Source organism: Aliarcobacter cryaerophilus ATCC 43158, assembly GCF_003660105.1.
Classification (GTDB): domain Bacteria; phylum Campylobacterota; class Campylobacteria; order Campylobacterales; family Arcobacteraceae; genus Aliarcobacter; species Aliarcobacter cryaerophilus.
In genome coordinates this window covers 1,386,681-1,400,264 of the sequence record NZ_CP032823.1, presented here as the reverse complement: position 1 = coordinate 1,400,264, position 13,584 = coordinate 1,386,681, and the positions used below count along the sequence as shown (strand labels likewise).

The following is a 13,584-nucleotide window of genomic DNA, read 5'->3' as shown; positions in this document are numbered from 1 at the left end:
TAATTAGATAAATTCGAAATAGGAGTACATTATGGCAAGTATAGCGAGAATAGCTGATATTAGAGGCTTGGTTTCTTTAAATGATGGTGAAGAGATTTTAAAAGAAAAAGATCCTATATCTGAAAATGGTGGAATCTTAACAATAAGTGATTTTGCTAGAATTATTTTTGATGATGGGCGAGAGATAGAAGTTCAAGGACCTGTTCAAATAACTTTAAATGAAAACTTCTTTCAAACAGGTGAATTTGATATTCAAGATGTACAAATTGGAGACGATGATTTAGCTCAAAATGTTATTCAAAATTTAGCTACAAATCTTGAAGGAGCGGGATTACTAGATAATCAAGCTGAAGGTTTTGTAAGAACTGAACAACTAGACCCAGATAATATAAATTTTTCAAATAATGCTATTGATTTTGTTCTTGAAGATGAAGAGCAAATTTTAAATCTATTTGATGATGCACCAGTTGCAGAAGAAAATCCTTTAGTTGCAGATGCTGGAACAGAAAATCCTGAAGAAACAACAGAAAATCCTGAAGAAACAACAGAAAATCCTGAAGAAACAACAGAAAATCCTGAAGTTACACCAGAGAGTACAATAGACGTTCCATTCCCTGAAGTTGATGAACAAACTATCCAAGAAGTTGCTGAAGATACAGTCCCAGAAACTACAGTAGCAGAAGTACCAGAGAGTACAGTAGATGAGAATACAACAGATGCAATACCAGAAAGTACAGTAGATGCAGTAGCAGAAGATACAACAGATGAAGTAGTAAATGTAGAAGCAAAAGCTGAGCAAACAACTGATGCAGTATCAGAGAGTACAACGGATGAGCAAACAGTTGATTCAGTAGAAGAGAGTACAACAGATGAACAAACAATAGATTTAGTACCAGAATCTACAGTAGCAGAAGTACCAGAAAGTACAAATGATGAACAAACAGTAGCAGAAGTACCAGAGAGTACAGTAGATGAGGATACGACAGATTCAATACCAGAAAGTACAGTAGATGCAGTAGCAGAAGATACAACAGATGAAGTAGTAAATGTAGAAGCAAAAGCTGAGCAAACAACTGATGCAGTATCAGAGAGTACAACGGATGAGCAAACAGTTGATTCAATACCAGAAAGTACAAATGATGAACAAACAGTAGCAGAAGTACCAGAGAGTACAGTAGATGAGGATACAACAGATTCAATACCAGAAAGTACAGTAGATGCAGTAGCAGAAGATACAACAGATGAAGTAGTAAATGTAGAAGCAAAAGCTGAGCAAACAACTGATGCAGTATCAGAGAGTACAACGGATGAGCAAACAGTTGATTCAGTAGAAGAGAGTACAACAGATGAACAAACAATAGATTTAGTACCAGAATCTACAGTAGCAGAAGTACCAGAAAGTACAAATGATGAACAAACAGTAGCAGAAGTACCAGAGAGTACAGTAGATGAGGATACAACAGATGCAATACCAGAAAGTACAGTAGATGCAGTAGCAGAAGATACAACAGATGAAGTAGTAAATGTAGAAGCAAAAGCTGAGCAAACAACTGATGCAGTATCAGAGAGTACAACGGATGAGCAAACAGTTGATTCAGTAGAAGAGAGTACAACAGATGAACAAACTACTGATGCAATTGCAGAGCAAACAATTGATTCAATACCAGAATCTACAGTAGCAGAAGTACCAGAAAGTACAAATGATGAACAAACAGTAGCAGAAGTACCAGAGAGTACAGTAGATGAGAATACAACAGATGCAATACCAGAAAGTACAGTAGATGCAGTAGCAGAAGATACAACAGATGAAGTAGTAAATGTAGAAGCAAAAGCTGAGCAAACAACTGATGCAGTATCAGAGAGTACAACGGATGAGCAAACAGTTGATTCAGTAGAAGAGAGTACAACAGATGAACAAACAATAGATTTAGTACCAGAATCTACAGTAGCAGAAGTACCAGAAAGTACAAATGATGAACAAACAGTAGCAGAAGTACCAGAGAGTACAGTAGATGAGGATACAACAGATTCAATACCAGAAAGTACAGTAGATGCAGTAGCAGAAGATACAACAGATGAAGTAGTAAATGTAGAAGCAAAAGCTGAGCAAACAACTGATGCAGTATCAGAGAGTACAACGGATGAGCAAACAGTTGATTCAATTGCAGAGCAAACAGTAGCAGAAGTACCAGAAAGTACAGTAGCAGAAGTACCTGAGAATACGATAGATGAACAAACAGTAGGAGAAGTTCCAGAGGATACAGTAAGTGAGGATACAAAATCAACTTCATTTGAATATAATGGTGATGGTAGAAATGCAAATAATGTTAACGCAAATAACTTGACAGAAGCTTTAGAAATAGCTAATGGAAAAAATCATCAAAATGATGGAGGAGGTTATGGTCATTTAGTTTTTAAAAATATCAATTCTTCATCATTCAATATAAATGGTAATAGCGATGATTTATTCGTAGTAAAACAAAATTCAAATGATGCTAATATTAATTTGGGTGGTGGTAATAATACAGTTATTTTTGAAACAAATCCTGGAAAAAATGTGAATGTAAATGTACAAGGAGGAAATGATATCCTTGTGTTACCAGGAAAAATGTCAGATTATAATTTCAATTCTTTAAATGAAAACAATGGAGTATTTAGTGGTCAAATAAAAGGTCCTGCTAATATGTCATTAACTATCAACAATTTTGATGCTATTAAATTTTCAGATGGCATTTTAGGAGATACTAATTTAGTTGAAGACACTACAGATGAACAAACAACAGATTCAGTAGAAGAGAGTACAACAGATGAACAAACAGTTGACTCAATTGCAGAACAAACGATAGCAGAAGTCCCAGAAACTACAGTAGCAGAAGTACCAGAGAGTACAGTAGATGAGAATACAACAGATGCAATACCAGAAAGTACAGTAGATGCAGTAGCAGAAGATACAACAGATGAAGTAGTAAATGTAGAAGCAAAAGCTGAGCAAACAACTGATGCAGTATCAGAGAGTACAACGGATGAGCAAACAGTTGATTCAGTAGAAGAGAGTACAACAGATGAACAAACAATAGATTTAGTACCAGAATCTACAGTAGCAGAAGTACCAGAAAGTACAAATGATGAACAAACAGTAGCAGAAGTACCAGAGAGTACAGTAGATGAGGATACAACAGATTCAATACCAGAAAGTACAGTAGATGCAGTAGCAGAAGATACAACAGATGAAGTAGTAAATGTAGAAGCAAAAGCTGAGCAAACAACTGATGCAGTATCAGAGAGTACAACGGATGAGCAAACAGTTGATTCAGTAGAAGAGAGTACAACAGATGAACAAACTACTGATGCAATTGCAGAGCAAACAATTGATTCAATACCAGAATCTACAGTAGCAGAAGTACCAGAAAGTACAAATGATGAACAAACAGTAGCAGAAGTACCAGAGAGTACAGTAGATGAGGATACAACAGATGCAATACCAGAAAGTACAGTAGATGCAGTAGCAGAAGATACAACAGATGAAGTAGTAAATGTAGAAGCAAAAGCTGAGCAAACAACTGATGCAGTATCAGAGAGTACAACGGATGAGCAAACAGTTGATTCAGTAGAAGAGAGTACAACAGATGAACAAACAATAGATTTAGTACCAGAATCTACAGTAGCAGAAGTACCAGAAAGTACAAATGATGAACAAACAGTAGCAGAAGTACCAGAGAGTACAGTAGATGAGGATACAACAGATTCAATACCAGAAAGTACAGTAGATGCAGTAGCAGAAGATACAACAGATGAAGTAGTAAATGTAGAAGCAAAAGCTGAGCAAACAACTGATGCAGTATCAGAGAGTACAACGGATGAGCAAACAGTTGATTCAATACCAGAAAGTACAAATGATGAACAAACAGTAGCAGAAGTACCAGAGAGTACAGTAGATGAGAATACAACAGATGCAATACCAGAAAGTACAGTAGATGCAGTAGCAGAAGATACAACAGATGAAGTAGTAAATGTAGAAGCAAAAGCTGAGCAAACAACTGATGCAGTATCAGAGAGTACAACGGATGAGCAAACAGTTGATTCAGTAGAAGAGAGTACAACAGATGAACAAACAATAGATTTAGTACCAGAATCTACAGTAGCAGAAGTACCAGAAAGTACAAATGATGAACAAACAGTAGCAGAAGTACCAGAGAGTACAGTAGATGAGGATACAACAGATTCAATACCAGAAAGTACAATAGATGCAGTAGCAGAAGATACAACAGATGAAGTAGTAAATGTAGAAGCAAAAGCTGAGCAAACAACTGATGCAGTATCAGAGAGTACAACGGATGAGCAAACAGTTGATTCAGTAGAAGAGAGTACTGTTCCAGAAAATGTAATAACTGAGTTTAAGCCTGAAGAAACAACTTCAGTATCTGTTCCACCATCTATTTTATTAACTACTACTTTAGTTACAACAGCTTCAACAGCTGGCGAGGCAATAACTGTATTTGAAGTAAAATCTCCTGAAGGAAATAATATTTTCTCATTTAATTTTGATGAAAAAGGAACAACTTTAATTGTTAAAAATAATTTATCAAGCGAAGAATTGTCATATGATATGAGTAATGAATTACAAAATTCTCCTACAAATGAAATAGGAATAAATATTTCAGAGTTTGGAATGTCGATTGTTGTTAATGGCTCTGATGTAGCATCTATGGAATTTAATCAAGTAATTGATATGCCAACTTCTTTAACTGTAACTGAAGCTCCTAATTTAGAACAAGAAGGAGTTTCTATTAGTGGATTGGATGCTGATATTATTCCAGCTGTTATGAATAGCTCAGAAGATACTTTTGCTTCATTTGAAGATATTGTTTTAGATTTAGAATTAGCTTCAAGTAAAGAGTCAGAAAGTTTATCAAGTGATTTATTGTCTAGTAATAGTGAATTAAATTTAAGCGATATGGTTGCTGATGAAAGTGATAATATAGATCTTTCAAATATAGTAAGTTCTCAACCAAAAGAAGAATCTAGTAGTAGTGAGACAGGTAAAAATGAGCCACAAGGTGAATCACCATTTGATATAATAAATAATAATCAACAACATCAAGAATTAGCTTCTTCTGTAATTATACCTATTGACCATGATACAATGTAAAATATATAAGCTAGGCATCTTTTGCTTAGCTTATATTTTATTAAGTTAAAAATAAGATTATTTAAACATTTCATCAAAAATACTAAAATAGTATTTTGTCATATTTAAAGTATCTTCCCCTTCAAATGGTAGTGGTCCAGCCATTTGATTTACTTCAAAAAATACAATTTTGTTATCATTTGTTTGAGCAAACTCCAAGCAACCAGTATCATAACTCATAAACTCTAACATTTCTTTTGTAATTTCTTCACCAAATTTAAAAATATCGCTATTGTATTTTACTTCATGCCACTTTACTGAAATATTTTTATATATTTGAATATTCTCTTTTTCAAAAACATCTATTTGATCTGAATTTACTCTTTGTTTTATTGAATATACATTTTTACCATTAATATTATTTGTAAAATAACATCTATATTCTCTTTTTATTTCATATGCAGGTGTTATTAATACTTCTTTCCCTTTTATTTTATTAAATTTTAATATCTCTTTAATTTGCTCAAAACTATTAGTTTTGTTTATATCTTTAAATATTACACCTTTACCTTCTTGAATACAATCATATTTTAATACAATTTTTGAACCCATTTTTTCTTTTATAAATTCAAGAAAAACTTCTATCTCATTTTGTTTTATATTATAAGGAAGGATAAAATCTCCTATAAATTCTTCTCTTTTTTTAAATAATTCATTCAAAGCAAAAAATTTATTCATACAACCATTGTTTATCATAGTACTTTTATTTGGTTTTGCTAATTTTCCACTATTTTGTTCTAAAATTTGTTCTAAAATACTGAAAAAAGGATGAGACCAGGCTTCTCTTAAAGATACAAATAATGTATCTTTTAAGTCAATTTTGACAATCTCTTTTGCTCCTTTAATGCTATATAAATCATTATTGTAAATAAACAAAGAGGAGTTATACCAAAAAACAGGTTTAATATTTTTATTTTTTAAATAATCTAGTAATAAAAAAGTTTCTGCAATAGGTGCTTCATTAAACATAGTTTTAGGGTTATAGTTTCCAGCACCTGTTTTTGGATAATAATTCCAAATCTCATCTGCGGGTTTAAATTGTAAATGACTAAATGACATAAATTTGTCATAAACCTCTTTTTGCATAATATCAAGAGATATTATAATATCTTTATACATTTAAATTTCCTTGTTTTTTAATCATAAATCTATTTTAAAATTAAAGCTAGAGATAATCTATCTTTAACATCTAATTTTTGAAACATTGAACCAATATGTTTTTTAACTGTGACTTCAGCAATATCAAGCTCTTTTGAAATTTTAGAGTTAGAATAACCTTTTGAAACAAGTTTTAAAACTTCCATCTCTTTTGGTGTTAAAATATCCAAATTTTTATTATATTTATGTTCTTTAATTGTTTCAACTTGAGAAACTAAAAATTGCATTAATTCAGGGTATAAATATATATTTCCAGTTACTACAGACTCTACTGCACTTTTTAAGATTTGATAGTTTGATAGTGCATGTAAATAACTTTTGTAACCAACTCTTAAAAGTTTACATCCTTCTAAATTTGTAGGTGTATTTGATAAAGCTATTAAATATATATTTTTATACTCTTTTAATAAATTTGAAAATAAATCTATATCATTTTCAAAATCATTTAAATGATGTAAAACTATCAAATAAGAATTAGACTTGATATCTTTTTCTATATTTTCTAAACTTTTTATAACAGTTAATTCTCTAAAAAAAGAGTTCTCTTTCTTTAACTCATCTTTTATAAAATTTGATTTTGAATACAATAATATTTTCATTTCCTACCCCTCTATTTGAAGTGTTTTTAAAACAGGTCTTAAAATATAATCTAAAATTGTTTTTTTGCCAGTAATTATATCAGCATCAAGTGTCATACCTGGTCTTATGGCAAGATTTTGATTGTCACCAACATATTTTTGATTTGATTTTATATGAATAGTGTAATTTTCTTCTTTTGTATTTTCATCAAAAATAGTATCAGCTGAAATATAGCTTACTTCTCCATCTAGGCCACCATATAAACTAAAATCATAAGCATGTAATTTTAGTCTCGCAGGAATTCCAACATATAAAAACCCAATTTTAGATGGAGAAACTTTTGCTTCTGCAATAACATAATCTGTTTCAGGAATAATTTCAAGTAATATTTTTCCAGGAGAGATAGCTTCTCCTCTTGTTTTCACCGTAATTATATTTACTGTACCATTTCTTGGAGATTTTATTATAGAATTATTTATTTTATCATTTAGTAAATTTATCTCTTCTTCTATTGTTTTAAGTTTTGAGTAAGATTCAACAATTTGATTCTTTGCATCATTTTTGTATTTTTCTTTTGCATCTTCAATGTTTTCATATAATTCAGCAATTGAAGATTTTAGTATTGGTATCATCGACTGAGTATTTTTTAATTCTAACTCCGTATCATTGTATCTTCTTTTTAATTGTAGGAAATCTACTTCAGATATTATTTTATCATTAACAAGAACTTTTTTAATATCTATTTCTTTAGTTAGAAGTAAGTGACTATTTCTTAATACAATTAGCTTTCCTTCATTTTCTTTAAGCTCATTTTCTTTTTGTATAATCTGTTCATTAAGTATATTTATAGTTGTATTTAATTTACTTAAATTACTTTCAAATAATACAATTTCATTATTCATCAACTCACTATATTTTTCTAAAATATATTCATCTGGAACTATCTTTTGCATATTTGCTTCTGCAGTTACTCTTACAATTTTAGCAAGAGTGGTAAGCTTTTCAAGTTGTTTTTTTTCAAAATCAGATTTTACATCTTCTGTTGATATTTGTAAAAGAGTATCGCCTTCTTTTACATAAGTTCCTTCTTTTACAAAAATTTCTTCCAGTCTTCCCGAGTATATTGTTGAAATAGTTTGTATATTTGTTGTAGTGATAATTTTACCTGTTGTTTTAACAATATCATCAACTTTTGAAAAATAGGCCCATAATAAAGATATTATTACAGTAAAACAAATAATCCATAAAATCTTATGTAAACTACTTGCATTTTTTAGTAAAACAGCTGCACTAATACTTGGCATAAATTCTAAGATACTTTTATCATATTTCTTTTTTAATAAATTTTCTTCATTTATTTTTTTAAGTCTTTTTTCCTGAGTAATATCATTACTAGCCAATATAAAACCTATTAGTTCATTGTCATCATCAAAAAGCGGAGTAATTATTGTATCTGTCCAAATAATATTATCTTTACTAGAAGAGTGTTTTATTTCACCTTTCCAGATTGATTTATTATCTTTTGCGTCATTAAATTGTATTTCAAAAGTTTTTATAGAATCTTTAGAAATTAAAAATGAGTAAGGTTTGTCTGTAAGTTCAGAATTTTTATATGAAAAAATTTTACATAAATTTGTGCTTACATGATTTATAATACCATTTTTATCAGTTATTGCTAAAATAACATAATTATCTAAAAGCTCTCTGTTTTGGAATCTAAAGCTCTTTGTTAGTTTATCTATTGAACTTATATTACTATCTTTATTACTCAACTTATTCCTTTTAAAATATAAATATTTATTTAAATCTACAAATGGAAAAAAATATGTATATCATAAAAAATCATAATACATACTTAATTATGTTTATTACATAAAAATATACATTTTTTAGAAGTTTTGAATAAGTTGCTAAAATTAACTTTAATTGCTTTGAAAGAACTCCAACCATTTTTTTGTAGTTCAAGCAATTTATCATAAATATATTTAAATGTATTTTATAATTTAAAATTAGAATTTTTAGTTTCAATAGGATTAATTCCATTTTTTAATTTTATACCGTGAATTGTACCGCAAAAAATTTTTACTATAACTGAATTTAATGGAACTAATTGGAATACAATGGAACAAACAAAATACTATAAAAAGGGAGTTTTGAAACGTTTTGGAATGTTTTGAAAAGTAGTGAAATTAATAGCTGGTGGGTCGTGAAGGACTCGAACCTTCGACCACTCGGTTATGAGCCGAATTTTTAAAGATTTTCTAACTTTTTCAAAGATTAACAAACTTCTTCAAAGTATCGATAAAATAGAGCTTAATAAATGATTTTAGATTAAAAAAGATTTATTAACTTTAATAAACTTTTACATATCTTGTATTAAAAATGTATTAAAAATTTTAGAATTGATTTGATACAATTCATATTATTAAATATAAGGTATAAATTTATGGCATTAAAAAAAGCAAGTAGTAAATATCCAGGTATTTTTATAAATGAATATAAAAATGGAAATGTTGCTTATTATATAAATTACAGGAATGAAGAAGGAACTCCCCGTTTAAAAAAAGTGGGGATGAAAACAAAACAGTCAAATTATACAATTATGGATGCATATGATAGATTGATAGAAGTAAAGCATAAAATAGCTACGGGTGAAGAACTTCCAAAAGTAGTACAAAGAAAAGCTAAAGTTCTTTTTGAAGATATATTTGAAGATTATTTAAATTGGGCAAAAGCAAATAAAAAAACTTGGAAACACAATGATTTACTAGTTTATAATAAACATTTATCATATTTAGCAAAGAGTGATCCTCGAACACTTAAACCTAAAGATTTTGAAGAATTAAAACAAAGAAAGCTTACAGAAGTTGATAAAAAAACTGGAAGAATACTTGCTCCAAAAACTGTACAGCATATATTAGCAACTGCAAGGCATATATTTAACCATGCTATTAAAAACGAATTAATAAAAAATCTTACGAATCCAATTGGTTCTGGAAGGGTAAGGATGCCCAAAGTTGAAAATCAGAAAATAGGATTTTTTACAAAAGAGAAAGCAAAAGAATTGCTTGAACTTTTACAACAAAGAGAAAATAAAAGATTATATGAACTAACGGTATTACTTTTATTCACTGGGGCTAGATTTAGTGAAGTTTCTAGGCTTACATGGGCAGATGTTAACTTTAATACAAATTTAATTTTTTTTGCATCATCAAAAGATGGAAATGCAAGATATATTAAAATGAGTAATAGAGTTTTAGAAGTAGTTAATTCCCTTTATAAAAATAAAATAAATACTCTTGTAATACCAACAATACATGGAAATAAATATGAAAAAATGCCTAAAGATTGGCAAATTAAAGTTGATAAGTTAATACCAGGAAATGAGAATGCGAATAAAGATAGGCTTACAACTCATAGTTTGAGGCATACCCATGCGTCTTGGTTGGCTCAAAGTGGAGTAGATATATTACATATAAAAGAGCAATTAGGGCATAAGAAAATAGAAACGACAATGCGATATAGTCACTTAATAGATGACCGACGGCATCAAGCTACAGAAAAATTAAATTTTTAAGTAAAAGTTTTTAGTGGCTTTTATCTTTTTTAGAAATATGTAAAATATTGTAATATAATACATAATATTTAAGTATTATGAGCATATATATAAAGATTTCATTGGATTAAAGTAGTGAATTATAAACATCAATAAAAAACTTTATTCGATTTTCTTTTAAATTCAGATTATATTTTTTCGACCTTGAATAAAGGTGTTTTTTGTGATTTTTGTAAAAATCAATAGGATCAAGATTATTCATAGATACTAAAAAGAATAAAAAAGCATCAAAATACTTTATTTGTTTTGTGTTATCTTCAATTCCTATTATATAGTGAAGTAAGCTATATAGTTGCTGGTTTTTAATTAAATCAATTAATGTGAAAATATTATTATTTTGAAGTTTAAAATTATTTTGAAATATATTATTTTGAATTTGATTTAATTCTCTGGTTGTAAGTAAATCCATTAATCTATCATCTTTACCAAACTTATTTATGATTGTTTGTGCTAATAAAAATCTAACATTATCATTTTCTATTTTGACACATTTTTGAATTTCTGTTACATCATAAAAAGATTGTAATATAAAATACCTATTCATAAGCATTATATATTCTTCTTTAGTTAAATTATCATCAATTTGGATTCTTTTTGCATCTAGTTTATTAAAAATTATATAATTGGTTTTTTCTGAAAATTCATACACTACATTAATTGGTGTAACTAAATAATCTAAAATTATTTCAAAATCTTTAAAATCATTTTGTGTATATAATTGATTATTATCTATAAAATATTGGGCTTCAAACTCGTTTCTAATTGCTTGTTGAACTATAGTTATTGCTTTTGATTTATTTTCATCATTTTTCCAAATATAGAAATTTCTTTCACTTAAATTTAATATTTGCAGTATGAGTTGTTTATATTTTTTTTTATCTACAATTTGTGTAATTGAATTTGAATCAATTGCTAAATAGTTAAATTGAATATAATTATTTAATTCTGATTCATTAGAAAATAGGATATGAAGTAGAGAAATAAGCATAGGATGTTGTTGTTTTTTCCAAATATAGTAATTTCTTTCAGAAATATTTAGAAAATTTGAAATTTCTTTTTTCATTTTTTTAACCCCTTTTGGTATGCTAACTTGTGAATAAAATTATATATTTTATGAAATATAGTACATTAAAAACTAATATTATAATTAATTGAACTATTTTACATAATAATTACTTAAAGATATAAATATAAACTTACATTACAAAAGATATTTAAACATTTATGTTTTTAAATCTTTAAATTTAAAAAAATGAAAGGATAAAAATATGGATAATGAAAATAATGAAAAACTTGAATTTTATTTAAGAAAAATCGAAACAACATTTCCAAAAAAATCAAAGTTAAATCAACGGCAATATTGTCAAATTGAAGGTATGAGTAGTACTACTTTTCATGAAATTATCAAGAATAAAGAATTAGATAAATTACCTAAATTTAAATCTAAAGAAATCATAAGAAAAAATGGTATCCCTTATCGTAGCTATAGTTTTGATATTTTTGATGCTGCACAATTTCTAGCGAAATAGGCACAAATATGTCTAAAAATAAAAAATACTATTGGTTAAAATTGAAAGAAGACTTTTTTGAGCGTGATGAGATAAAAATTATTGAATCACAAAAAAATGGTAAAGATTACATTAATTTCTACTTTAAACTTTTATTAAAAAGCTTAAAGTCAAATGGAACATTAAGATTTAAAGATGCCATCCCATACAATCTTGAAATGTTAAGCACAATAACAAATTGCAATGTAGATACTGTTAATACTGCTATTAATACATTTATATCTCTAGGATTAATGGAAAAATGGGAAGATGGTACTTTTTTTATGCTAGAAGTCCAAAATATGGTAGGTTCTGAAACTTCGTGGGCAGAAAAGAAGAGAGAGTATAGAGATAAAAAGACAATGTCCTCTAATTGTCCTGACAATTTAAATAAAAAACAAGGACATGTCCGACAAGAGATAGAGCTAGATAATAGAGATAGAGAAGAAAAAAATGAGTTCTGGGAAAATTGGAATAAATCTCAAGTAAAAAAATCAATGAAAATATCAAAACTTGAAGATTTAAATATTGCTAATCGCAATAATCAGGTATTAGAATAGCAAATACCCAAAAACTACGGGGATAGTATAGAGTGGGCAAGAGATGTTTCTTACCCGTAGTTGGTTCGATTTTTAACGGGGCTAAAGCCCATAAAAATCAAACTTTTGAAAATAAACAAAATATAAAAGGAAAAATCATAATGAAAAAAGAAAATAAATCAAATGTACACGTAATTGTGCAGACAAAAGGTGGTGTAGGAAAAACTACAGTATCAGGTATAGTTGCTACATTGTTATATCTACAAAATCAAAATAAAAAAATAAATCTTTTTGAAATTGACGACAACAATAACAGTAAGATAAATTCAAATTACATAAATTATCAAAGTTTAAAATTGAAAGATAGTGAAATTGTAATAGATGATATACAATTTAGTAGTTTATCTGATAGTAATGTTACCAATATAGCAGATGTAGGCGGAGGAAATGATACAAAAATAGTATTGAAAAAATTAAAAGAGATAGACCTATCAGGTTTAAACTATTATGTACCAGTCACAGATAATTTAGACGAGGTTAAAAATGTACAAGACACTATTACTTTAATTCGAGATTTTGATAAATCTGCAAATATAAATCTAATTTTAAATAGATGTTTTTCTTTGGAAAAAGATGAAATTCAAAAACAATTTATCAATATATTTGGTAGTGATGATCTTGATATACCTAATCAACTCGATAATTTAAAGGTTGATAATATCTTTTTTTTCTCAAACTCAAATATATTTTCAATTTTAAAAATTTTTTACAAAGTAAGTTTATTAGATAGTTATCTTTCTTCGGTAGATTTAATACAAAATATTGATACTTATCGCCAAGAGTGGATTAAAGAGGGGCAAGATGTATTTAAAGCAAATAATAAAAGATACAGATTTGCAAAAATGGTAGTTGAGTTAATTGAGCAACTTAAACCAATTAGAAAAGCACTGCTATAGG

Annotated in this window: 9 protein-coding genes; 5 read left to right on the top strand and 4 right to left on the bottom strand. The window is 28.3% G+C overall.

Features of this window, described 5'->3' with window-relative positions; all coding sequences use genetic code 11:
• The first annotated feature begins 31 nt into the window (after window positions 1-31).
• Window positions 32-5,149 carry a midas domain-containing protein gene (locus tag ACRYA_RS06985; protein WP_121443299.1) on the top strand — a complete coding sequence of 1,706 codons (5,118 nt, stop codon included), beginning with the start codon at window positions 32-34 and terminating at the stop codon, window positions 5,147-5,149.
• A gap of 57 nt (window positions 5,150-5,206) precedes the next feature.
• On the opposite strand, the gene ACRYA_RS06980 is transcribed toward ACRYA_RS06985, so the two are convergent.
• The 3 genes from ACRYA_RS06980 to ACRYA_RS06970 are packed head-to-tail and all read right to left on the bottom strand — an operon-like array spanning window position 5,207 to window position 8,697.
• Window positions 5,207-6,307: a hypothetical protein gene (locus tag ACRYA_RS06980; protein ID WP_105918317.1), complete on the bottom strand. Its 1,101-nt coding sequence runs from the start codon at window positions 6,305-6,307 to the stop codon at window positions 5,207-5,209.
• Window positions 6,308-6,336: 29 nt separating this feature from the next.
• Entirely contained in the window at window positions 6,337-6,945 is a 609-nt protein-coding gene (locus tag ACRYA_RS06975) for a response regulator transcription factor (RefSeq protein ID WP_105918318.1), read from the bottom strand.
• A gap of 3 nt (window positions 6,946-6,948) precedes the next feature.
• Entirely contained in the window at window positions 6,949-8,697 is a 1,749-nt protein-coding gene (locus tag ACRYA_RS06970; RefSeq protein ID WP_105918319.1) for an HlyD family type I secretion periplasmic adaptor subunit, read from the bottom strand.
• Between the two features lie 674 nt (window positions 8,698-9,371).
• Here ACRYA_RS06970 and ACRYA_RS06960 point away from each other — a divergent pair.
• On the top strand, window positions 9,372-10,502 hold the full coding sequence (locus ACRYA_RS06960; RefSeq protein WP_105918321.1) for a tyrosine-type recombinase/integrase: 1,131 nt from the start codon (window positions 9,372-9,374) through the stop codon (window positions 10,500-10,502).
• Window positions 10,503-10,608: 106 nt separating this feature from the next.
• Here the strand turns inward: ACRYA_RS06960 and ACRYA_RS06955 are convergent, their stop codons facing one another.
• Window positions 10,609-11,604 carry a hypothetical protein gene (locus ACRYA_RS06955; RefSeq protein ID WP_121443298.1) on the bottom strand — a complete coding sequence of 332 codons (996 nt, stop codon included), beginning with the start codon at window positions 11,602-11,604 and terminating at the stop codon, window positions 10,609-10,611.
• Window positions 11,605-11,809: 205 nt separating this feature from the next.
• On the opposite strand from ACRYA_RS06955, the gene ACRYA_RS06950 reads away from it, so the two are divergent.
• The 3 genes from ACRYA_RS06950 (at window position 11,810) to ACRYA_RS06940 (ending at window position 13,583) form a co-directional block, all read left to right on the top strand.
• Complete coding sequence (locus ACRYA_RS06950) at window positions 11,810-12,070, top strand: hypothetical protein (protein WP_105917952.1); 261 nt, start codon at window positions 11,810-11,812, stop codon at window positions 12,068-12,070.
• Window positions 12,071-12,111: 41 nt separating this feature from the next.
• A complete protein-coding gene (locus ACRYA_RS06945; RefSeq protein ID WP_208989767.1) occupies window positions 12,112-12,648 on the top strand; it encodes a phage replisome organizer N-terminal domain-containing protein in 537 nt (178 codons plus the stop codon).
• Window positions 12,649-12,788: 140 nt separating this feature from the next.
• On the top strand, window positions 12,789-13,583 hold the full coding sequence (locus ACRYA_RS06940) for a nucleotide-binding protein (RefSeq protein ID WP_105917953.1): 795 nt from the start codon (window positions 12,789-12,791) through the stop codon (window positions 13,581-13,583).
• Window position 13,584 lies beyond the last annotated feature (1 nt).

What these genes read in the sequence shown, in the direction of transcription:
- ACRYA_RS06985 (WP_121443299.1), top strand. Translation starts at nt 32, where the DNA reads ATGGCAAGTATAGCGAGAATAGCTGATATTAGAGGCTTGGTTTCTTTA.
- ACRYA_RS06940 (WP_105917953.1), top strand. Translation starts at nt 12,789, where the DNA reads ATGAAAAAAGAAAATAAATCAAATGTACACGTAATTGTGCAGACAAAA.
- ACRYA_RS06950 (WP_105917952.1), top strand. Translation starts at nt 11,810, where the DNA reads ATGGATAATGAAAATAATGAAAAACTTGAATTTTATTTAAGAAAAATC.
- ACRYA_RS06955 (WP_121443298.1), bottom strand. Translation starts at nt 11,604, where the DNA reads ATGAAAAAAGAAATTTCAAATTTTCTAAATATTTCTGAAAGAAATTAC.
- ACRYA_RS06975 (WP_105918318.1), bottom strand. Translation starts at nt 6,945, where the DNA reads ATGAAAATATTATTGTATTCAAAATCAAATTTTATAAAAGATGAGTTA.
- ACRYA_RS06980 (WP_105918317.1), bottom strand. Translation starts at nt 6,307, where the DNA reads ATGTATAAAGATATTATAATATCTCTTGATATTATGCAAAAAGAGGTT.
- ACRYA_RS06960 (WP_105918321.1), top strand. Translation starts at nt 9,372, where the DNA reads ATGGCATTAAAAAAAGCAAGTAGTAAATATCCAGGTATTTTTATAAAT.